At 68.6% G+C, this 22,188-nt stretch carries 19 protein-coding genes; 10 read left to right on the top strand and 9 right to left on the bottom strand.

Going from position 1 to position 22,188, the window contains the following annotated elements:
- Window positions 1–6 precede the first annotated feature (6 nt).
- From CRJ03_RS12985 to murD, 5 genes are all read left to right on the top strand, one after another.
- On the top strand, window positions 7–1,488 hold the full coding sequence (locus CRJ03_RS12985) for a UDP-N-acetylmuramoyl-L-alanyl-D-glutamate--2,6-diaminopimelate ligase (RefSeq protein WP_104019304.1): 1,482 nt from the start codon (window positions 7–9) through the stop codon (window positions 1,486–1,488).
- Window positions 1,485–2,921 (top strand): UDP-N-acetylmuramoyl-tripeptide--D-alanyl-D-alanine ligase, encoded by a 1,437-nt coding sequence (locus CRJ03_RS12990; RefSeq protein ID WP_104019305.1) that lies wholly within the window; start codon window positions 1,485–1,487, stop codon window positions 2,919–2,921. The genes CRJ03_RS12985 and CRJ03_RS12990 overlap by 4 nt, the downstream gene beginning before the upstream one ends.
- The gene (gene mraY, locus CRJ03_RS12995; protein ID WP_104019306.1) at window positions 2,921–4,003 is read left to right on the top strand and encodes a phospho-N-acetylmuramoyl-pentapeptide-transferase; all 1,083 of its coding nucleotides are present in this window, start codon (window positions 2,921–2,923) and stop codon (window positions 4,001–4,003) included. The genes CRJ03_RS12990 and mraY overlap by 1 nt, the downstream gene beginning before the upstream one ends.
- 492 nt (window positions 4,004–4,495) lie before the next feature.
- The gene (locus CRJ03_RS19945) at window positions 4,496–4,717 is read left to right on the top strand and encodes a tetratricopeptide repeat protein (RefSeq protein ID WP_104019307.1); all 222 of its coding nucleotides are present in this window, start codon (window positions 4,496–4,498) and stop codon (window positions 4,715–4,717) included.
- Window positions 4,718–5,054: 337 nt separating this feature from the next.
- The gene (gene murD / locus CRJ03_RS13005) at window positions 5,055–6,482 is read left to right on the top strand and encodes a UDP-N-acetylmuramoyl-L-alanine--D-glutamate ligase (protein ID WP_104019308.1); all 1,428 of its coding nucleotides are present in this window, start codon (window positions 5,055–5,057) and stop codon (window positions 6,480–6,482) included.
- A gap of 104 nt (window positions 6,483–6,586) precedes the next feature.
- Here the strand turns inward: murD and ribD are convergent, their stop codons facing one another.
- From ribD to CRJ03_RS13020, 3 genes are all read right to left on the bottom strand, one after another.
- Window positions 6,587–7,714, bottom strand: coding sequence for a bifunctional diaminohydroxyphosphoribosylaminopyrimidine deaminase/5-amino-6-(5-phosphoribosylamino)uracil reductase RibD (ribD, locus tag CRJ03_RS13010; RefSeq protein ID WP_240611670.1), 1,128 nt, complete (start codon window positions 7,712–7,714; stop codon window positions 6,587–6,589).
- Window positions 7,689–8,162, bottom strand: a complete 474-nt coding sequence (gene nrdR, locus CRJ03_RS13015; protein ID WP_104019310.1) for a transcriptional regulator NrdR — start codon at window positions 8,160–8,162, stop codon at window positions 7,689–7,691. Before nrdR ends, ribD begins: the two co-directional genes overlap by 26 nt.
- A 135-nt stretch (window positions 8,163–8,297) precedes the next feature.
- Window positions 8,298–8,867: a hypothetical protein gene (locus CRJ03_RS13020; protein ID WP_129590283.1), complete on the bottom strand. Its 570-nt coding sequence runs from the start codon at window positions 8,865–8,867 to the stop codon at window positions 8,298–8,300.
- Window positions 8,868–9,049: 182 nt separating this feature from the next.
- On the opposite strand from CRJ03_RS13020, the gene CRJ03_RS13025 reads away from it, so the two are divergent.
- A complete protein-coding gene (locus CRJ03_RS13025; RefSeq protein ID WP_104019312.1) occupies window positions 9,050–9,496 on the top strand; it encodes a tellurite resistance TerB family protein in 447 nt (148 codons plus the stop codon).
- An 844-nt stretch (window positions 9,497–10,340) separates the two neighbouring features.
- Here CRJ03_RS13025 and CRJ03_RS13030 read toward each other — a convergent pair.
- Window positions 10,341–11,399, bottom strand: coding sequence for an aminoglycoside phosphotransferase family protein (locus CRJ03_RS13030; protein ID WP_104019313.1), 1,059 nt, complete (start codon window positions 11,397–11,399; stop codon window positions 10,341–10,343).
- 263 nt (window positions 11,400–11,662) lie between these two features.
- Between CRJ03_RS13030 and CRJ03_RS13035 the strand changes: the two genes are divergently transcribed.
- From CRJ03_RS13035 to CRJ03_RS13045, 4 genes are all read left to right on the top strand, one after another.
- A complete protein-coding gene (locus tag CRJ03_RS13035) occupies window positions 11,663–13,306 on the top strand; it encodes a Hint domain-containing protein (protein WP_104019314.1) in 1,644 nt (547 codons plus the stop codon).
- Between the two features lie 257 nt (window positions 13,307–13,563).
- On the top strand, window positions 13,564–14,934 hold the full coding sequence (locus CRJ03_RS13040) for a DUF2927 domain-containing protein (RefSeq protein ID WP_104019315.1): 1,371 nt from the start codon (window positions 13,564–13,566) through the stop codon (window positions 14,932–14,934).
- A 3-nt stretch (window positions 14,935–14,937) separates the two neighbouring features.
- Complete coding sequence (locus CRJ03_RS19950; RefSeq protein ID WP_165375314.1) at window positions 14,938–15,105, top strand: hypothetical protein; 168 nt, start codon at window positions 14,938–14,940, stop codon at window positions 15,103–15,105.
- Window positions 15,106–15,112: 7 nt separating this feature from the next.
- Window positions 15,113–16,297, top strand: a complete 1,185-nt coding sequence (locus tag CRJ03_RS13045) for a vWA domain-containing protein (protein ID WP_104019316.1) — start codon at window positions 15,113–15,115, stop codon at window positions 16,295–16,297.
- A gap of 293 nt (window positions 16,298–16,590) precedes the next feature.
- Here the strand turns inward: CRJ03_RS13045 and CRJ03_RS13050 are convergent, their stop codons facing one another.
- The 5 genes from CRJ03_RS13050 to CRJ03_RS13070 all read right to left on the bottom strand — a co-directional run bounded on the left by CRJ03_RS13050 (window position 16,591) and on the right by CRJ03_RS13070 (window position 22,179).
- Entirely contained in the window at window positions 16,591–17,136 is a 546-nt protein-coding gene (locus CRJ03_RS13050; protein WP_104019317.1) for an RSP_2648 family PIN domain-containing protein, read from the bottom strand.
- Window positions 17,133–18,329, bottom strand: a complete 1,197-nt coding sequence (locus tag CRJ03_RS13055) for an RSP_2647 family RNA methyltransferase (RefSeq protein ID WP_104019318.1) — start codon at window positions 18,327–18,329, stop codon at window positions 17,133–17,135. Before CRJ03_RS13055 ends, CRJ03_RS13050 begins: the two co-directional genes overlap by 4 nt.
- A gap of 37 nt (window positions 18,330–18,366) precedes the next feature.
- A complete protein-coding gene (locus CRJ03_RS13060) occupies window positions 18,367–19,002 on the bottom strand; it encodes a DUF6778 family protein (RefSeq protein WP_104019319.1) in 636 nt (211 codons plus the stop codon).
- A 108-nt stretch (window positions 19,003–19,110) separates the two neighbouring features.
- Window positions 19,111–19,383 (bottom strand): hypothetical protein, encoded by a 273-nt coding sequence (locus CRJ03_RS13065; protein WP_104019320.1) that lies wholly within the window; start codon window positions 19,381–19,383, stop codon window positions 19,111–19,113.
- Window positions 19,384–19,386: 3 nt separating this feature from the next.
- Complete coding sequence (locus CRJ03_RS13070) at window positions 19,387–22,179, bottom strand: bifunctional [glutamine synthetase] adenylyltransferase/[glutamine synthetase]-adenylyl-L-tyrosine phosphorylase (protein WP_104019321.1); 2,793 nt, start codon at window positions 22,177–22,179, stop codon at window positions 19,387–19,389.
- Window positions 22,180–22,188: the final 9 nt, after the last annotated feature.

A 22,188-nucleotide genomic window follows, 5' to 3' on the forward strand; every position in this document is an offset into this window, starting at 1 on the left:
AGGCGCGTGGCGCAGATCCGAACACTGGCAGAACTGGGGCTGACCGCGCAGGGCGGGCGGCAGGCACGCGTCACGGCGCTCGCCACCGACAGCCGCGCGGTCGAGGACGGCGCGCTGTTCGCCGCCCTGCCCGGCACGCATACCCACGGCGCACGCTTCATCGCCACCGCGCTTGACCGGGGCGCCGGCGCGATCCTGACCGATGCCGCGGGCGCGCGCCTCGCCGCCGACGCGCTCGCGGGCTCGGATGCCGCGCTCGTCATCGCCGAAGACCCGCGCCAGACGCTGGCCTATGCCGCCGCGCTGTGGTTCGGCGCCCAGCCCGAGGTGATGGTCGCCGTCACCGGCACCAACGGCAAGACCTCGGTGGCCACCTTCACCCGCCAGATATGGGAGGCCCTGGGCCTTGCCGCGGTCAACCTCGGCACCACGGGCGTCGAGGGGGCGGTGCGTGCGCCCCTGAGCCACACCACGCCCGAGCCGGTGACGCTCCATCGGCTGCTGGCGGACTGCGCAGCCCAGGGCGTCACCCACGCCGCGATGGAGGCCTCGTCGCACGGGCTCGACCAGCGCCGCCTCGACGGGGTGCGGCTCGCGGCGGCGGCGTTCACCAACATCACGCAGGACCACCTCGATTATCACCCGGATTTCGCCGCCTATCTCGCGGCCAAGGCCGGGCTCTTCGACCGTGTGCTGCCCGAGGACGGGGTGGCCGTGGTCAATATCGACGACCCCCACGGCACCCACATGGCCGAGATCGTGGCGGCGCGCGGGCAGGACCTCATCACCGTGGGCCGCCGCCCGGGGGCCGATCTGCACATCACCGGCCAGCGCTTCGACGCCACCGGGCAGGTGCTCCGCTTCGACTGGGAGGATCGCGCCCACCAGGTCCGGCTCGACCTGATCGGCGGGTTCCAGGCGGAAAACGCGGCGCTTGCCGCGTGCCTCGCCATCGCCGCCGGGGCGGATGCCACCCGCGTGATCGCCGCCCTGCCCGCGATGACCACCGTGCGCGGGCGGATGCAGCTTGCCGCGACGCGCGGCAACGGCGCGGCGGTATTCGTCGATTACGCCCACACCCCCGACGCCGTGGCCACCGCGCTCAAGGCACTGCGCCCGCACGTCATGGGCCGGCTCACCGCCATCGTCGGCGCGGGCGGCGACCGCGACCGCGGCAAGCGGCCCCTGATGGGACAGGCCGCAGCCCAGTTCGCCGACGCGGTGATCGTCACCGACGACAACCCCCGCACCGAGGATCCCGCCACGATCCGCGCCGCGGTACGCGCGGGCTGTCCCGGCGCGACCGAGGTCGCCGACCGCGCCGAGGCGATCCTGCGCGGGGTGGACACATTGGGCCCCGGTGACGCGCTCCTGATTTGCGGCAAGGGGCACGAGACCGGGCAGGTCGTGGGCGCCGACGTGCTGCCCTTCGACGACGCCGAACAGGCGAGCCTCGCCGTCTCGGTCCTCGACGGGGGCGTGGCATGACGCTTTGGACCGCGACAGACGCCGCCGCTGCCACCGCCGGGCACAACACGGCTGACTGGGCCGCCAGCGGCGTCTCCATCGACACCCGCACGCTTCGGCCCGGCGATCTCTTCGTGGCGCTGAGCGCGGCACGCGACGGCCACGACTTCGTGGCCGACGCGCTGGCCAGGGGCGCGGCGGCAGCGATGGTCAGCCACGTCCCCGAGGGCACCCCCGCCGACGCGCCGCTCCTCGTGGTGGCCGACGTGCAGGCGGGGCTCGAGGCGCTGGGCCGCGCGGGCCGCGCGCGCACGCCCGCCCGCGTGCTCGCCGTCACCGGCTCGGTCGGCAAGACCTCGACCAAGGAGATGCTGCGCGCGGTGCTGTCGCACCAGGGCCGCACCCACGCCTCGGTCCAGAGCTACAACAACCACTGGGGCGTACCGCTGACGCTGGCACGGATGCCCGCCGACACCGAATTCGCGGTGATCGAGATCGGCATGAACGCGCCGGGCGAGATCGCGCCGCTATCGCGCATGGCCCGGCCCCATATCGCGCTGATCACCACCGTCGCCGCCGCCCATCTCGAGGCGTTCGACGATCTCGCGGGCATCGCCCGCGAGAAGGCGTCGATCTTTCAGGGGCTGGAGCCCGGCGGCACCGCCCTCTACCACGCCGACGTGGACACCGCCCCGATCCTGCGCGCGGCCGCCACGACCCACGCCACCCGCACCATCAGCTTTGGCCGCGCGCGCGGCGCGCATCACCGGTTGCTGTCGGCCGACCTGCACGCCACCTCCACGGTGGCGCGCGCCCGCGCCTGGCGCACGCCGCTGCTCTACAAGATCGGCACGCCGGGGCGGCACTTCGCGATGAACGGACTGGCGGTCCTGGCCTGCGTTCAGGCGCTCGGCCTCGACCGCGCGGTGGCCATCGCCGACCTCGCCGCCTGGGCCCCGCCCGAGGGGCGCGGCACGCGCGAACGGCTGGTGCTCGACCTCGCCGCCGACGGCATGAGCATCGACCTCATCGACGACGCCTTCAACGCCAACCCCGCCTCGATGGCGGCCGCGCTCGACATCCTCGCCGCCGCCCGCCCGCTCGACGACGTGGGCCGCGTGGCGCGCGGACGCCGCATCGCCATCCTCGGCGACATGCTGGAGCTGGGCCCGACCGAGGCCGCGCTCCACGCCGCCCTCGCCCAACTGCCTGCCATGCAGGCGGTGGACGAGGTGCATTGCGTGGGCCCGCGGATGCGCGCATTGTGGGACGCCCTGCCCGACGCCAAGCGCGGCCACAAGGCCGCCACCGCCGAGGCACTCGCCACACGCGCGCACCGGCTCGTGGACGCGGGCGATGTCGTGCTCGTCAAGGGATCGAAGGGCAGCCGCGTCAGCCTCGTCGCCGAGGCGCTGCGCCGCGCGGACCGCCATCAGGAAAAGGACCAAGGCTAATGCTCTACTGGCTCACCCTCCTGTCGGATGGCGGCGACGTGTTCAACCTGTTTCGCTACATCACCTTCCGCGCGGGTGGCGCGTTCCTCACCGCGCTCACCTTCGGCTTCCTGTTCGGGCCGCCGCTCATCCTGTCGCTGCGCCGCCGCCAGGGCAAGGGACAGCCGATCCGCGAGGACGGGCCCGAGACCCACTTCACCAAGGCCGGCACGCCCACCATGGGCGGCCTGCTGATCGTCGGCGCGCTGGTCACCTCGACGTTGCTGTGGGCGCGGCTCGACAATCCTTATGTCTGGCTGGTGCTGTTCGTCACGCTGGCCTTCGGGCTGATCGGCTTTGCCGACGATTACGCCAAGGTCTCGCGCGGCAACGTCAAGGGCGTGCCGGGGCGGGTGCGGCTGATCCTCGGCTTTGCCATCGCGCTCGCCGCCGCGGGCTGGGCCACCTGGCACCACCCCGCCGAGTTGCAGCTTCAACTGGCGCTGCCGGTGTTCAAGGACGTGCTGGTAAACCTGGGCTGGGTTTTCATGCCCTTTGCCATGTTCGTGATCGTCGGCTCGGCCAACGCGGTCAACCTCACCGACGGGCTCGACGGGCTCGCGATCATGCCGGTGATGATCGCCTCGGGCGCGCTCGGCATCATCGCCTACACGGTGGGGCGCACCGACTTCACCGAATATCTCGGGCTGCACTACGTGCCGGGAACCGGCGAGATCCTGATCTTCGTGGCGGGGCTCGTGGGCGGGGGCCTGGGCTTCCTGTGGTACAACGCGCCGCCGGCGGCGGTGTTCATGGGCGATACCGGCTCGCTCGCGCTGGGCGGCGCGCTGGGCGCCATCGCCGTGGCCACCAAGCACGAGCTGGTTCTCGGCATCGTCGGCGGGCTGTTCGTGGCCGAGGCGCTCAGCGTGATCGTGCAGGTGATCTACTTCAAGCGCACCGGCAAGCGCGTGTTCCTGATGGCCCCCATCCACCACCATTACGAAAAGAAGGGTTGGGCCGAGCCCCAGATCGTCATCCGCTTCTGGATCATCGCGCTGATACTGGCGATGATCGGGCTGGCGACGCTGAAATTGCGGTAGGGGCGGGCGTTTCCAGCCTGGACCTGCCGTCGAGCATCACGCGCTGAGCCGCGCGAGCGCGCGACCGCCGGGTGGGCGCAAGCCCGCTTCCGCTCTGCGATTTATGATGCAAGATACCTGCTATCTGTCAGCTATTTGCACCGTTGTAAAAGCGCCTGCCCGAGGGGGCGGTCGGACAAGCCGCGCATCGACGGGCCGCGGCGCGGCGATCCAACGGTAGTTCTGCCGCACTTTATGGCAGCCAAATCCGAAAAAGGCCCGCGCGGCGCGCAGGTGGCAGTCATATCGCCGGGCCGGGGGGCGGCGTCATGCCGAAGGCATGCCTCTGGCATGACGATGCGCGGCGGCGCGCAGGGCGCGCCTCGATTCCGCGCGGGGGATGCGACCCTTCCCACATCGCCTCAAACGGGTATTGTGATCGCGAGCAGCAAGCGAACGGTTTACCGATGTTGGATGCATTTCTGGGTTTTCTCTCTGACCACAGCAAGGAACTTGGCGGAACCGGGGGGGGGGCTGGTTGCCGTACTTCTGTTCACCTGGGCCATCACCACCCACCTTAACAACCTCGCGGGTGTGCTGGTAAAACTGAACCGGGCCGCAGAGACCCGGCCGCTGCTGGAGCGGGCGCTCGCCATCTTCCGCGCCACGCTTCCCACCAACCATCCGCAATTCGGGGTGGTCGAACGCGATCTCGCCGCCCTCCCCGACGACTGACCTCCGCCCCCCCTGCACCACCGTCATCCTCGGGCTTGACCCGAGGACCTCCCCGGCAACTGGTCCTCCGGTCAAGCCGGAGAATGACGCCTGCACACCCCCGCGCGCGCCGTTAACCTCCCCCTCTCCCCGCCCCTCGCACCGTCGCGATACCGCCGGAATACCGACGCGATACCGACGTGCCATTTCCCCCCATCCCCCTTGTTAACCTGCTGATTCGCCCCTCCCCACCCATCCCCCCGCGCGCCCTGCGCAACCTCTCGTTAACCCGCTTGCGCGCGCCGCCCCGCCGGGGCACTCTGCCCCGCGCTGGCATATCCGAGGGGGACAGGGCGCGATGATCGAGGTTCAGGGGGTATCCGGGCGGCGCGTGGCGGTGCTGGGGCTGGGCCGCTCCGGCCTCTCGGCGGCGCGGGCCCTGATGGCCGGGGGCGCCGAGGTGGTGGCCTGGGACGACACCCCCGCCCCCCGCGACGCCGCCCAAACCGAGGGCATCGCCATCGCCGACCTCACCCGCGACGGCGCGATGGCAGGGCTCGACATGCTCATCGTCTCGCCCGGCATCCCGCATCTCTACCCCGCCCCCAACCGCGTGGTCGCCGCCGCCCTTGGCCTTGGTATCCCGGTGGATAACGACATCGGCCTCTTCTTCCGCTCGCTCGCGACCGATGCGTGGCACCGTTTTGATACCCCGCCAAAGGTGATCGCGGTGACGGGAAGCAACGGGAAATCAACCACTTCCGCCCTCATCCACCATGTCCTGGCACAGGCGGGCAAGCCCGTGCAGCTTGCCGGGAATATCGGGCGCGGCGTGCTCGATCTCGACCCGCCGGGCGATGGCGGCATGATCGTGCTCGAACTCAGCAGCTACCAGACCGAACTGGCCCGCGCCCTCACCCCCGATATCGCTGTTTTCACGAACCTTTCCCCCGACCATCTCGACCGCCATGGCGGGCTCGGCGGCTATTTCGCGGCCAAGCGGCGGCTCTTTGCCGAGGGCGGGCCCGACCGCGCGGTGATCGGCGTGGACGAGGACGAGGGCCGCTTCCTCGCCGGGCAACTGAGCGAAGCCCCCGCCGACGACCGGGTGATCCGCGTCTCCTCGGGGCAGAAGCTCTCCGGGCCGGGATGGGCCGTGTTCGCGCGCAAGGGCTTTCTCGCCGAGACCCGAAAGGGCAAGCAGGTGGGCGCCATCGACCTGCGCGAAGTCAAGGGCCTGCCCGGCGCGCACAACCACCAGAACGCCTGCGCCGCCTATGCCGCCTGCCGCGCCGCGGGGCTTGCCCCGCGCGTGATCGAGCAGGGCTTTCACAGCTTTGCCGGCCTGCCCCACCGCAGCCAGCTCGTGGCCGAAACGGGCGGCGTGCGGATCGTTAACGACAGCAAGGCCACCAACGTCGATGCCGCGCTCAAGGCCCTCCTCGCCTTCCCCCGCATCCGCTGGATCTGCGGCGGGCTGGAAAAAGAGGGCGGCCTCGCCGCCCTCGCCCCCGGCCTGCCCCACGTGGTCAAGGCCTACGTGATCGGGCGCGAGGCGGCGCAGTTCGCGCTCGGGCTCGACGGGGTGGAGGCGGCGATCTGCACCACCATGTCCGCCGCCGTGGAGGCCGCGATAGCCGAGGCGCAGCCCGGCGAGGTGGTGCTCCTCGCCCCCGCGGCGGCAAGCTTTGACCAGTATGACAATTTCGAACGGCGCGGTGAAGATTTCATCGCCGAGGTGCGCACACGGCTTGGCACCGACGGGAACTCGGCAGCGGGGGGATGAGCCTGGGAGGCCCGGTTGGCCTTGAGCGGTCGTTGCGGTGAGCCGCGCCGGGACCAAATCCCAAACGTCCGCTCAAGGCCAACCGGGCCTGTCCCCCGTACCCCTCACCCCGCCCGCATCCAGCGGTGCATCACGTCGCCGCCCAAGGGCCGCGTCTCGACCAGCTCGAACCGGGGCGCCTCGTCGAGCCGTGACAGACCCAGCGCGCCCAGCCCCGGCAAGCCCTCGGCGCCGATGACAAGCCCGGCGGTGAAGCCTACCAGTTCATCCACCAGCCCCGCCGACATCAGCGACGCCGCCAGCGCCCCGCCGCCCTCGCACAGCACCCGCGTGAGGCCCGCCGCCCCCAGCGCGCGCAGCACCGATCCCGGCTCCACCTGCCCCGCCACCACCGCGCAGGGCAGCAGCCGCGCACCCAGCCCCTGCCACGCCGCCGCGAGCTCCGGATCGACCGCGTCGCCGTGGCACAGCCACAGCGGCGCCTCGCCCGCGCTCTGCGCCAGTTGAGACGTCAGCGGCAGGTCGAGCCTGCGCGACACCACCACGCGCACCGGCTGCCGCCGCGCGCCCATACCGCGCACCGTCAGCATCGGATCGTCCGCCCGCGCCGTGCCCGCGCCGACCATCACTGCGTCGTGGCGCGCGCGCATGGCATGGACCGCACGCCGCGCCTGCGGGCCGGTGATCCATTGACTGTGCCCAGAGGCGGTGGCGATCCGTCCGTCGAAGCTCGTCGCCAGCTTGAGCGTGACCATGGGCCGCCCCTCGGCATTGCGCAGCAGGAACCCGGCGTGCTCGCGCGCCGCCTCCTCGGCGAGCATGCCGGTCTCCACTTCGATCCCGGCGGCGCGCAGCGCGGCAAAGCCCTGCCCCGAGACGCGCGGATCGGTATCGTCGAAGGGGGCGACCACCCGCGCCACACCTGCCGCGATCAGCGCCTCGGCGCAGGGCGGGGTGGCCCCGTGATGCGCGCACGGCTCCAGCGTGACATAGGCGGTGGCCCCGCGCGCGGCCGCGCCGGCCTGCGCCAGGGCCAGCGGTTCGGCATGGGGCCGCCCGCCGGGTGCCGTCACCCCGCGCCCGAGGATGCGCCCGTCACGCACGATGACACAGCCAACGGCCGGGTTGGGCGCGCATTGCCCCATCCCCCGCCGCCCAAGCGACAGCGCCAGCGCCATGAAGCGAGTATCGTCGTGGGGCACGCCGTCAGTCTTTTGCCTGCGCACCGTCATCGGGGCGCAACTCGCTCACAAAGCGGTCGAAATCGTCGGCAGCCTGGAAATTCTTGTAGACGCTGGCAAAGCGGACATAGGCCACGGTATCGATCCGCGCGAGCGTCTCCATCACGATCTCGCCGATGGTCTTGGAGGGGATGTCTGTGTCACCCATGCTCTCTAGCCGACGCACGATGCCAGAGATCATCTGCTCCACGCGCTCGGGCTCTATGGGGCGTTTCTGCATGGCGATGCGGATCGAGCGTTCGAGCTTGTCGCGGTCGAAATCCTCGCGCCGCCCGTTGGTCTTGATCACCACGAGGTCGCGCAACTGCACACGCTCATAGGTGGTGAACCGGCCGCCGCAGCCCGGGCAGAACCGCCGTCTGCGGATCGAGACATGCTCTTCCGCGGGGCGGGAATCCTTGACCTGCGTGTCGACATTTCCGCAAAACGGGCAGCGCATCCCCGTCCCCCTTTTCTTCTCTGCCTCTCGGATCGTGGGTCTGCCGCCCGGTTATCCACAGGCACTATAGGACAGCCGCAAGGTTTTGGGTAGGGGGGATTTGCCGCCCCCAGATCAAGGGGCCCGACGCATCCGTCACTTGCGCAGTCGCATGAAGGCGCGCGGCCCCCGCAGGTCGCGCAACGACCCCAGGATCGCGTGCCACAGACTTGGCGCATCCCGTTCGCGGTGGTGCGACCGTGGTTCACAATACCACGCGGAATCAAAAAGCGGCATCAGCACCGCCTCGTCCAGCACCCACCGGCCACACCGCCCCTCCTGTCGGTCGGCGCGCTGATAGTCGAGCCACCGGTCGAGCGTATCCCGGCACCCCAGCCGACCGTCAGGCTGCGGCAGGTAAAAGCCGCTGTTGATGCGCAGGCAGATGTTGTCGAGATGGCGCGCGACCGCGCGATACCCGTCCGGCACATGCGGCTTGGGCAGGTAGTTGAACCGCTCCGGCGCGCCGCGAAAGAACACGCACAGCGCGGTCGCGAGATCGACATCGCGGCGCGCCATGATCCGTCCGAGCCCGTCGCACGGGCTCTCCGACCAGTCGATCGAGTTGAGCGCCACCGCGAGGGCGTCACCCGACAGGGGCTCCAGCCTGCCAATCTCCGAGCTTGTCTCATCACTCCGCGCGTGGGCCGACAATGGTCTTGTCATATGCAATCATCCTGTGAAATTGGGCATCCCGCACAAGCTCTGGCCGCAACACGCGATTTCTTTGGAACAATCGTGGCAACGATGCGGCAGAAACGGGTGGGTTGTGAACAGAGTGTTCACACCGGAGTGTTCGTGCCGAATTTCCGCTTTGGCCCTGCGGCACGCGCGGTTAGGCTTTACGTATGTGGTCCCGCATCCTCACCGCGCTATCGGCGCCAAAACCCGCCCCGCTGCCCGAACCCGACGAGCGGCTCGCCCTCGGGGCGCTGATGGTGCGCATCGCCAAGTCAGACCGCGACTATGCTCTGGCTGAAATCAAGCGAATCGACCGGTTGCTCGCAGCGCTTTACGGGATCGGACCGATCGAGGCGGCGCGCATGCGCGCGACGTGTGAGCGACTCGAACGCGCCGCCCCGGACACCGACCGTTTCGGCCACATGATCCGCGACCGCGTCACCATCGACGCGCGCCGCGCCGCGCTCGAAGCCCTGTGGGACGTCGTGCTGTCGGACGGAAACTGTGCGCCCGAAGAGGTCGCCGTGCTCGACCTCGCGCGCGACGCAATGGGTCTGGGCGAGGCCGAAAGTTCCGCGGCACGCGCGCGCGCCGAGGGGCGGGGACAGGATTAACGCAAACGTGATTACGGGCACCGACGAATCAGGAAGAGCCCCTGCCATCCGGCAGGATTGCCCCTAAACTGGAAACAATTACACGTCTTTGAACGAATTGGTCCCGCTTTGTAGACGGCGACACTAACCATTTGCCTCGTATGGCGGCAGACATCGGCACATGGGACCGACGGCCTTGTATTGGAAACAATCGCGCCCCTGTTGCCCGGCAGAACGCGTGAAAGCCAACGGATACGCCTGATTTTTCCGGTATTGGCGCAACTTTTGGGTATGTTGCGCGAAACAATCCCCCCGGGCAATCATGGCAAGATCATGGCAAAGATGGCGAAAATCGTTCGAAACCTGCTGTTTGCGGGCCCAATTATGACAAGATTCTTCTTGGGCTAACGTTTGCACTGACGTAAAACGGTCTCAGCCCAACTGGGGGGTCATGTTCATAGGTCACGGGGGCGACCGCTTGTATCCGCTGCGCGATCCGTCGCGCATACGGAGAGGTGATCGCCTGATTGCCGGTCGATCGACCGGCCTCCAAAATCGCACGGCACCGCCGTGACGCTAGGCCATTTCCCTCTCGTTCGCGGTTACGACGGTCGTCGCGGCCTTTCGGCATATTCATCGGTCCGGGGCAGAGGATTCGAACGTCGGAGAACCGGTCGTCCCGGCCGCTTCGCGAAATTGGAGTTGTGACATGGCGATGCATAGGGTCGAAGGCAAAAACGGTGCATACCTGTTTGTCGACTTGTTTCTCGACGTCCCCCAGAATAACCGCAACAGCGAAGCCGATGGCCACGAGGACATGCCTGTTGGCCAGCATTTGCAAACACCTGTCCCGTTTGACGAAGCTCTAGGTGCTGCCCGGCGGGTTGGCAATTTCGTCCGACTTGGGCTCTTTCCAGACAGCGCGCACGGCGCGCCCGGCCATGACGAACACGGGGGCCGCGCCGTGGCAGAGCGGACAGGCCGCAGCAAGTTGCGCCGCCCGGTCGGCGAGAGCAGCGGCCATCGCCGGATGCGCGCCCAGCCGGTCGCGGCGCAGGATGTCCGCGGGGCTCTGCCAGCCCTCGCGATGGGCACGGCGCAGAATCCGGCCCAGACGACCGCCCGCATGAAGGACTGCGCGGGCACGCAGATCGGCGATGTAAGCGGATGGATCATCGGTATCCCGCGGGTCGAGACCCGCAGCGATGATATCCAGCATCTCCTCGGGCGGCACTGGCCATGTCTCGTCGTTAATAAGGCGGACGAAATCCTCAGCCCCCGGACCGCGACCGGCGTCCTCGAAATCGAACCAACGCACCCTCCCGGCGGCGTCCAGCACGGCGTTGCCCGCGCGGCAGTCGCCCCGCACGAACCCGGCAGGGGCAACGGCCATCGCCTCGGTCACCAGAGTGCGGTCCATGGCCGGCGGCTCCGCGCCGAGCGCATGTGCCAGCGCCGCGATCATGTCCAGACGGCGACCGGTGATCTGGGCATCGAGCCCAACCGCAGGCAGCGCAGGCTCGTCGGCCAGCCCGGCCGTAACCGCCGCACGCTGCACCGAAAGAATCGAGGCGACCGCGCTCTGTGCCAATATGCGCCGCTGCCGGATGTCGGCGCGATGTGCCGCAACACTCAGGCGGTCGCGGCCAAGATCGGACTGGATCGTCAGTTCGCCCTCGGCGGCCAGAAGGCGCGGAACCGCGTCGGTCAACGGTGCCAGCCGGGTCAGGACCAGCCGCTCGCGTGCGGCTCGCTCCGGGTCCGGGCGGCGGGTGACGATCACGGTGGCGTCGGACAGATGAATTCGCCAACTGGCCTGATCGCGCGCGGCGGGTGCGGTGATGCGCAACACCCGCCGACCCAGCAGCTTAGAGGCCCGTCGAGCGATCTCGGCGGCCTCCGCCTCGGTTTCGCCGTCTGTCATGGCGCTCTCCCTCAGTCAGTATCTTGCCCGTCCGGCCAGGCAGCACCACCTCGCCGCGCATGGGGTGGTCGAAACGCGTCGAGCGCACATGCCGCTGCTTTTTCCGGCAGTCTTAATCGCTTTTCACATCGTCCGGAAGAGACGTGTGAGGACCAGTTGTTGCCGGGGGACAGCGTTGTGGGCAACCACGACCTGTCGGCACGCATGACAGCCCGCGGGTCGCAGCATGAATCTACGGGTCTGGAAACAGAAGGATTTCGCAAATGAGTGGTTTTGGATTTGGATCGGGCTCAAGCTCAGGCTCGGGATCGGGGATAGGCCCGAACGGGATTGTCGACGGAACGACAAACGATGATGTGATCCTGCCGCTCTTCATTGATGTCGATGGCGACCAGGTCGACGGCGCTGACGGCGACGACGATGTCATTTTCGCCTATGAGGGCGACGATTACGTCGATGCCGGTGCTGGCAACGATACGGTCGAAGGTGGACAAGGCGCCGACACACTGTCCGGCGGCGAGGGCACCAATATCCTGCGCGGCGGCGACGAGGACGACGTCTTCATCGGCGGCGCCGGTGCCGACAAGTTCGACGGCGGCCGCGACGAGGACGTGATCGACTACTCCGGCTCCGGCGCGGCCGTGAATGTGGACCTCTCCACCTCCAGCCTGTCGGGCGGGGATGCCGACAACGACACGATCATCGGCGGCATCGACGGCGTGATCGGCTCGGACTTTGACGACGTGCTCACCGGGTTCGACCATCAGGGAACCTCGGACCCGGACGTGTACAGCAACTTCTTCGATGGCGGCGCCGGCGACGATACGATCGACGGGCGCGGTGGCGATGACGTGCTGATCGGCGGGGATGGCAACGATTCGATCCTTGGCGGGGATGGCGACGATCATATCTCGGGTGACAACGGCGATGACACCCTTTTGGGCGGTGCCGGAAACGACCAGATAACGGGTGGCTCTGGTAATGATTTCATCGACGGTGGCGACGGCAACGATCAGTTGGAGGGTGGCAGCGGCGATGACACGATCGTGGCTGCATCCGGCAATGACGTGTCGCGCGGCGGTGACGATGCCGACACGTTCAAGGGCTTCGATAATGACGCCGAGAACGTGGTTTTCGGCGGGGCGGGCGGCAATGACGACGACACGCTCGACTTGACCGGCACGGCGGGCGACGGCACACTTAAGGTCGAAATCACCGGTCCTGACAGTGACGGAAACGGCTACGACGGTTTCGTGCGGTATTTCGATGGTGACGGTAATAAGACCGGCCAGGTCGACTTCAAGAATATCGAGAACATCATCCCCTGCTTCACCCCCGGCACGCGGATCGCGACGCCGCGCGGCGAGGTGGCGGTCGAGGATCTGCGCGAGGGCGACCGGATCATCACCCGCGACAACGGCCTGCAGGAAATCCGCTGGGTGGGCGCGCGTGCGCTCGGGGCCGCAGACATGGAAACAGCGCCGCATCTTCGGCCCGTGCTGATCCGCGCCGGTGCTCTCGGCCACGGCCTGCCCGAGCGCGACATGCTCGTGAGCCCGCAGCACCGCTTGCTGCTCACCTCCGAGCGTGCCGCGCTCTATTTCGGCGAACGCGAGGTCCTGGCAGCGGCCAAGCACCTCACCGGGATCGAGGGGATTGACGAGGTCCGTGCCAACGGCACGACCTACATCCACTTCATGTGCGACCGGCACGAGGTGGTGCTGTCCGACGGGGCCTGGACCGAGAGCTTTCAGCCCGGCGAGCAGGTGCTCGACAGCATGGGCGATGCCTCGCGCGAGGAAATCTTCACCCTGTTCCCCGAATTGCGGGAAAGCACGAGCGCCGAGGCCTACCAGGCCGCGCGCCGCTCTCTCAAGCACCACGAGGCTCGGCTGTTGGTGGAGTGATCCCGCGCTGCCAACGCAAAACCGCCTTATGGAAAACAAAACAATCCCGGCCAGTGCGCCGGGATTGTCTCTATTTTGGAAACCCACGCGCTGGAATTGCAGCCATCGAACGCCCCCCGGGCGCGTGCTTGATCCACACCGGGGGCTGTGTCACAGTTTCGCCTTGGCCGCTCCTTAACCAGAACAGGAACCGCGGCCAGTGCTGGTTCCCGTCGCGTTTGCGCGCGTTCACAGGGAATTTGCAAGTCGAGGGAACCATGCGCCACGTCTTCCTGCCCATCTGCCTGGTTCTCGGCGCCTGTGTTCCCGCCTCGTATCAGTCGGATACCGCGTCGCGCGCAGCGCCGTCACACGACAGCGCGCTGCCCCCGATGAAGAGCTTCTCGGCCCCGAACCCGGTGCCGCCGCAACGCGCGAACCGCGACATCCTGCGCGACTTTCTCGATCTCGCCTTCCAGATGGAATCGGGGCGGGTTCTAGAGCGGTTCTCGCGCTTCGAGGGCCCCGTCACCGTGCGCGTGACCGGTGATGTGCCGATCACGCTGATGGCCGATCTCAACCGGGTGATCCACCGGCTGCGCGACGAGGCACGGATCGACATCCGCCGCGTCTCGGGTGGTGCGGCCAACATCACCATCGAGGCGGTGAGCCGCGACGACATCCGCCGCAACCTGCCAAGCGCCGCCTGTTTCGTGGTGCCCAATGTCGACAGCCTCGCCGAATACCGCCGCGCCCGGGGCACACAAGCCACCGACTGGACCCGCATCACCCGGCGCGAGAAGATCGCGATCTTCGTGCCCAACGATGCCAGCCCGCAGGAAACACGCGATTGCCTCCACGAGGAGTTGGCGCAGGCGCTCGGGCCCCTCAACGATCTCTACCGGCTTTCCGACAGCGTGTTCAACGACGACAACGTGCACGCCGTTCTGACGGGCTTCGACATGCTGATCCTGCGCGCCTACTATGCACCCGAACTGCGCGCGGGCATGTCCCGCCAGGAGGTGGCGCAGCGCCTGCCCGCGATCCTCAGCCGCCTCAACCCCGCAGGCGACCGGATCGCGCCGCGCTTCGCCGGTCCGACGCCACGCGCCTGGATCGACGCGATCCAGACCGCGCTCGGCCCCGGCGCGCGCACATCCGCACGCCGCGCCGCCGCGATCGACGCCGTGCGCATCGCGCAGACCGTCGGCTGGACCGACCACCGCCGCGCCTTCAGCCATTTCGCGCTGGGGCGTCTCGCGCAATCCAGCGACCCCGATTTCGCCCGCAAGCAATTCGTGATCGCCGATAAATTCTACGCCACGATGCCCGGCACCGGGCTGCACCGCGCCTACGTGGCAGCACAGCTTGCCAGCCATGCCATCGCCCGGGGCGACGGCGAGGAGGCGCTCGAAATGCTGACCCCGCAGGTGGCCGTGGCGGAACGGTTCGAAAATGCCGCGCTCGTCGCCACGCTCAAGATGCTCCAGGCCGAGGCGCTCGAGATCGAGAACCGCGTCGCCGAGGCACAGTCGGTCAGGCTGGACAGTCTCGGTTGGGCGCGCTACGGCTATGGGGCGGATTGGGCCGTGCAGGCCAAGCTCCGCGAAGTGGGGGCGCTCAGTCCTCTGAGGGGACCGAACGGATAGGCGATGATCGTCATTATCGGCGCAATACTCGGGGCCGCGGGGGGCAGCATGATCGCGTGGCGGCGCAAGGGCAAGCTGGCCGACATCCTGCTCTACGCCTTCGTCTACGGTCTGATCTTCGCGCTTGCGGGTCTGTTCCTCACCCTGATCCTGCACCGCGCCTCCGTGTGAGGCAACGATGTTCCTGCCCTTCTTCGAGTCCCTCCGACAGGGCGGCGTGCCGGTCTCTCTGCGCGAGTACCTGACCTTTCTGGAGGCGGTGCGCGCCGGGCTCGTCACTTACGACATCGAGGCGTTCTACTACCTCGCGCGCAGCGCGATGGTAAAGGACGAGCGCCACATCGACCGCTTCGACCGCGCCTTTGCCGCCAGCTTCAAGGGGCTGGAAAGCATCAGCGCCGAGGACGTGCTCGAAGCCGTTGACCTGCCCGCCGACTGGCTGGAAAAGATGACCGAGAAGCACCTCACCCCAGAGGAAAAAGCCGAGATCGAGGCACTTGGCGGCTTCGAGCGCCTGATGGAAACGCTCAAGGACCGTCTCCGCGAACAGGAGGGCCGCCACCAGGGCGGGTCGAAATGGATCGGCACGGCTGGCACCTCGCCCTTCGGCGCCTACGGCTACAACCCCGAGGGCGTGCGCATCGGCCAGAACGAGAGCCGCCACCGCCGCGCCGTCAAGGTCTGGGACAAGCGCGAATTCCGCAATCTCGACGACAGCGTCGAGATCGGCACCCGCAACATCAAGGTGGCGCTCAAGCGGCTACGGCAATGGGCGCGCGACGGTGCAAACGAAGAGCTGGACCTCGACGGCACGATCCGCGCCACCGCCGAGCATGGCTATCTCGACGTGATAACCCGACCCGAGCGGCGCAACGCCGTCAAGGTGCTGCTGTTTCTCGATGTGGGCGGCTCGATGGACCCGCATATCAAGGTGGTGGAAGAGCTGTTTTCGGCCGCGCGCGCCGAGTTCAAGCATCTCGAATACTACTATTTCCACAACTGCCTCTACGAGGGCGTCTGGCGCGACAACGCCCGGCGCTGGAACGCGCAGACGCCCACCTGGGAGGTGCTCAACACCTACGGGCCGGATTACAAGTGCATCTTCGTCGGCGATGCCAGCATGTCACCTTACGAGATCGCCTATCCCGGCGGCGCCAACGAGCACTGGAACGCCGAAGCCGGGCAGGTCTGGCTGGAACGCGCCCGCGCGCAATGGCCCGACCACCTCTGGATCAACCCGGTGCCCCGGCGCGAGTGGGACTACACCCATTCCATCGCCATGATCCGCGAGATTTTCGACGACCGCATGGTACCGATGACGCTCGAAGGGCTCGACCAGGGGATGAAGGCACTGGTGCGCTGAGGGGGCGTCCGTGCTCAGGGGTTGGGGGTGGTCTTGGCCTGGACCGGACCTTCCGGTCTTGGCCTACTTGCGCGGAATCAAGGCGCGGAACGCGCCGCCGCGCAGCGCCCGACCGCCCCATCGGGCGGGCGCTCCTCAACGTCGCAAGTAGCTGTAATCTGTGAAGTATCTTGCACCATAAATCGCATAACACAATCCGAACTGCGCCCACCCGGCGGTCGGGCGCTGCGCGGATTCCCAAGCGTTGCATCCAAAGACCGCTCAGGCCAACACCCCCGGCCAAAACCACCCTCTCACCCTCCCGACAGCGCCTTGGCCAGTCGCGGCAGCCGCGCTTTCTTCAACAGCGGGCGCATCTCCCAATCTCCCTTCGACAGGTGCCGCGCCTTGGCCAGAACACCATCGGCCACCTCCGCCACCATCCCCGGCTGCGCCTGCCAGATGCCATGCAGGAACCCATCGGGATCGGCCCGCCACACCCCCTCCTCGGCCAGCACATTGCGCGGGAAATCGCGGGCGTTAAGGGTCAGGATACCGTCCGCCGACCCAGCAATGGCGGCGGCCAGAACGTGGGTGTCGGCGGGATCGGGCAGCCACAGCCGCGCCTCCAGCGACGGCTTCCAGGCAACACTTGCCTCGGGCCAGCGCGCGCCCATCAGCGCCGCCTCGCCCGCCGCCTGCGCCTGCGCATCGGGGCCCAGTTTCGCCGCCGCGTGCAGCCATTCGCCGATGATCCGCTCGGACCAGAGCGGGACAAACGCCCCCGCCCCGGCCACGCCGAGGATCATCTCGCGCATCACCGTGGGATAGATCACGCACGTATCCAGAAGCACCCTCATAGCCGGTAGAACAGCGCCTTTAGGTAGCCGCTCTCGGCAAGGTGGGGGTGCTGCGGATGGTCCGGCCCGGCAAAGCCCGTGTGAATCAGCGCGGCGTCGCGCCCTGCCCGTCCGATACCGCGCGTGCAGGCGGTGCGGAACCGGGCAAGATCGGCGGCGTGCGAGCACGAGCACAGGCCAAGGTAGCCGTCCGGTGCCACCAGCCCGGCGGCCAGCCGGGCCACCCGCTCGTAGGCGCGCAGCCCCTTTTCGAGGGCCTTCTTCGACGGCGCGAACGCCGGTGGATCGCAGATCACCACGTCGAATTGCGCGCCCTCGCCCGCCAGCGCCTCCATCACCGCGAACGCATCGCCGCGGCGGATCTCTAGCCGGTCAGCCACCCCCGTCCGCTCCGCGCCCTCCCGCGCCAGGTCGAGCGCCGGGGCCGAGCCGTCCACCGCCAGCGCATGCGTCGCCTCGCCCGCAAGCGCCGCAAGGGCAAAACCGCCGACATGGGAAAACACGTCGAGCACCCGCACCCCCCGCGCCAGCCGCGCGGCAAAGGCATGGTTGGGCCGCTGGTCGTAGAATATCCCGGTTTTCTGCCCACCCAAGAGATCGGCCATGTAGGTGGCCCCGTTCATCGGCACCGGCATCGGCCCCTCAGGCGCGCGACCCGCGAGAACAGAGCTCTCCTCGTCCAGCCCCTCCAGTGTCCGCGCGCGCCCGGCGGCGTTCTTGAGCACGGTCGTGACGCCGGTGACCGCCTGCACCGCCTCCACGATCTGCGGCAGCAGACCCTCGGCCCAAGCCGCGTTTGGCTGGATCACGGCAATATCGTCGAAGCGGTCGATCACCACGCCGGGCAGGCCATCGGCCTCGGCATGAACCAGCCGGTAGAACGGCGCATCGTAGAGCCGCGCCCGCATCTCGTGGGCGCGCGCCAGCCGCGCCGCGATCCACTCCGAGTCGATCCGCGCGGCCGCGTCACGATCCAGCATCCGCCCCATGATGCGCGAGGCCGGATTGACCGCGACCAGACCAAGCGGCGCACGCTCGGCATCCTCCAGCACCGCGATGGTGCCGGGGGCCAGAGCGCGGGTGCGCCGGTCGGTGACGATTTCATTGTCGAATACCCACGGTGCGCCGTGGCGGATGGCGCGGGCTTCGGCCTTGGGGCGCAGGCGGATCACGGGATAAGGGGACGATGTCATGCCGCCCCCTTACGCCGTTTCGATTGTTCCGGAAAGCTCAGAGTTGGTTGAGCGCGCCGATGAGGCCGAGCGCCTGCGCGCGATAGCCGTCCCCGGCGCCAAGCTCGGCGAGGATCACGTTCGCCAACTGCCCGGTGATGCGCACCTTCTGCGTAATGCCGCGCCGTTCGGCCGCAATCGCCTTCTGCCCGCCAAGCGCCTTGAAATCGGCCTTGACGAATTTCGGCTCGGTAAGCGCGACACCGGTCTCGGGATCGCGCAACGTGTAGGTAAACTGGATCGCGTGCACCCCGCCGAAGGTATAGCGTGCCTTCTCGCTCAGCGCGTGAAATTTCGTCAGCTCGACATCGAGAACCACCGGCACCACGCCCACGGGCAACGCGGCGACGCCGCGTTCGAGCCCCTGCTCGAGGATCGCCGCCACCTGCGCGTGCCGATCTCCGGGCGGGTCCTCGCGCCAGACGATATCGCCGCCGGGAAGGTAGCGGTTGGCCTCCGACACCCTGAGACTGCGGGGCACGCGCACGCGTACCTCCTGCACGTCGAGCGACACCGCGGCGGGCCGCAGCGCGGGCGCATCCAGCGGGGCGTTTCTCGTGGCGGTCTCGACGCTGGCGCAGGCCGAAAGGCCCAGACCGAGCATGAGTGCGGCAATCAATCTGACAAGGTACATGGTCGTCTCCGTGGACAAAGCCTCATTAACGAGGCTCTTTGTGCACGCAGAATACGGCTCGTTTTAGACAAACCCTGTGCATTTCGCGGGCAGGCACCGCGCGGGGGCTCAGTCCCGCTTGCGCCCGCGCCAGCCGCCGCGGCGGCGCGGACTTTCCGCCTGCGCGAGCCCTGCGCGCAGCACCGCCGTCATCGGGTGGTCGGGGGCGTCGGTGGCATGGCGCACCAGCAGCGCCTCGAGCGCGGCGGGGACCTCCTGCCCCTGCGGCAGCGATAGCGCCCAGTCGAGAAAGATCGACCGGCATTCGCCCTCGTCGATGCCATCGATGCGATAGGCCTCGCGAATGAGCCCCTTGGGATCGAGTGCGTCGCCACGCGCCATCGCCTAGCCTCCCTCGCCCGCGCCAAGCGCCGCGTCGATCACGCAGGCGGCCTCGTCGCATGTTCTGTCAAGCCGATGCGCGAGCATCTCCAGGCTCTCCTCCCCGGTTTCACGCAGCACAAAGGCCGCCCCCGCCTTGCCGATCCGGTCGGGATCGAGCGGGCCGTCCCCAAAGAGGCGCGCCACCATCTGCAAGGTGGAGCAAAGCCCGAACGCGGCCTCGAGCGCTGCACCGCCCGCGGCATCCAACCACCCGGATGCGACAGCCCCGCGCAACCCCGAGACCGGATCACGCGCGCCATGCCCGACCAGAAGGTTGCCAGCCTGCGCGACCAGCTCCAGCTCCAACAGCCGCCCGCGCCCCAGCTTGACGTCCCAAGCCCCCTCCGGCGGCTTGGCGCCGGCCACGCGCGCGCGCATGTCGGCCACGGCCCGCAGCACCGGCCCCCGCGCGGCCTTGTCGGCGATGAGCGCGGTTCGGAACGCCTCGAAATCGTCTGCCAGCCCGGCATCCCCGGCGATCACCCGCGCCCGCGTCAGCGCCAGGTGTTCCCACGTCCAGGCCTCGTCCGCCTGATAGCTCCGGAAACTCGGCCAGCTTGTCGCCACCGGCCCCTGGTTGCCCGAGGGGCGTAATCGCATGTCCACCTCGTAAAGCCGCCCCTCCGCCATCGGCGCGGTCAGCGCGGTAATCAGCGCCTGCGTGAGCCGCGCGTAATAGGGCCGGACCGACAGCGGGCGCGGCCCGTCCGAACCCTCGGCATCGCCCGCGTCATAGATCACGATAAGGTCGAGGTCCGAGCGCGCGTGCAGCCGCCCCGCCCCCAGCGAGCCCATCCCGATCACCGCCGCGCCACGCCCCGGCGGCACCCCGTGCCTTGTGGCGAACTGCGCCACCACGCGCGGCCAGAGCGCACCGATCACCGCCCCGGCAAGATCGGCGTATTGCGTGCCCGCGCACGCCGCATCGACCAGCCCGCGCAGGTGGTGCACGCCGACGCGGAAATGCCATTCCTTGTGCCAACGGCGTGCGAGATCGAGGGCACGCTCGTAATCGGGCTCGGCCTCCAGCCGCTCGGCCAGGGCCGTCTCGAGCGCCCTGCGCCCGGGCCAGGGCGCAAAGAAATCACCTGCGATCACCGCGTCGAACACGCCCGCGTTGCGCGACAGGTATTGAGCCAGCGACGGTGCGGTGCCGACGATATCAACCAGCAGGTCGATAAGCTGCGGGTTTGCCTCGAACAGTGCAAAGACCTGCACCCCGGCGGGCAGCCCACGCAGGAACCCGTCAAAGGCGAGAAGCGCCTCGTCAGGATTGGCCGCACGGGCGAGGCGCGCGAGGATCTCCGGGCGCAGCCGCTCAAATATCTGCTGCGCGCGTTCCGAGCGCAGCGCCGGGTAGCCGTGCCAGCGCGCGATCACCTCCTCGTCGAACGCGGCCTCCGGCACCTCTTCCGCCGCGTCCCCACCCGGCGCCTCCTGTCGAAAGAACCCCTCGATCAGGTCATCCACCGTCGCCACACGCTCGGCGATCTCGTCACGCAGCTCGCCGGTCTCGCGCCCCATGAAGGCGGCGAGCCGGTCGAACTCGGCGGCCGAATTGGGCAACAGATGGGTCTGCGCGTCGCGCAGCATCTGCACGCGGTGCTCGAGTTCGCGATGAAACCGGTAATTCTCCGTCAGCGTATCCGCCGCCTCTTGCGGCACCCAGCCCTTCTCCGCCAGCCGTGCCAGCCCCTCTACCGTGCCGCGCACCCGCAGGTCCGGGTCGCGCCCGCCCGCGATCAACTGCCGTGTCTGGGTGAAAAACTCGATCTCGCGGATACCCCCACGGCCCAGCTTGACGTTGTGCCCCTCAAGGCAGAACGCGCCGCCCAACCCCTTGTGTGCGCGAATGGCCAGCCGCATGTTGTGCGCGTCCTCGATCGCCGCGAAATCCAGGTGCTTGCGCCAGACGAAGGGCCGTAGCGTGGCGAGGAACCGCTCTCCGGCGGCGAGATCGCCCGCGCAGGGCCGCGCCTTGATCCACGCCGCGCGCTCCCATGTGCGCCCGAGGCTCTCGTAATAGGTCTCCGCCGCCGCCATCGCCATGCACACGGGCGTGACCGACGGATCGGGGCGCAGCCGCAGGTCAGTGCGAAACACGTAGCCATCGGCGGTGCGGTCGTTGAGCATGGCCGACATCCTGCGCGTGGCACGCACGAGCGAGGAACGCGCCTCGTGGAAATCGTCGCGCTCGAACCGGGTCTCGTCGAACAGGCAGATGAGGTCGATATCCGAGCTGTAGTTGAGCTCGCGCGCCCCCATCTTTCCCATCGCGAAAACGACCATACCCGCGCCGGTGGCGATGTCATCCTCGCCCATACCCGGCAGCTTGCCGCGCCGTATCTCGGTGCCAAGCGCCGCGCGCAGCGCGAGATCGCAGGCAAGATCGGCGAAATCGGTCAGGTGCCCGGTGATCTCCTCCAGCGACCACACGCCGCCCAGGTCCGCGAGCCCGGTGATGAGCGCCACCCGCCGCTTGGCGCGGCGCAACTCGGGGCCGAGCCGGTCGGCCCCGGTCTCGCGCAGATCGTGATGGATGGCCTCCAGCGCCGCCTCGGGGGCCTGCGCCGCGCCGACCAGCCAATCGGCCTCGCTCTCCACGAGCGACTTCAAGAACGGGCTGCTCCCCGCCGCCCCGGTGACGAGGTCAGCCACCGGGCCGCTCATGCCGGGCGCGTGCCGCAGCGCCTCGGCCCCCTCTTCGGGGGAATAGGCGCGCGGGCTGCGGGTGAGGCGATCTGCCAGTGTCATGAGCGCGAG

The organism is Roseovarius nitratireducens (assembly GCF_002925845.1).
In the GTDB taxonomy this organism is placed as follows: Bacteria; Pseudomonadota; Alphaproteobacteria; order Rhodobacterales; family Rhodobacteraceae; genus Roseovarius; species Roseovarius nitratireducens.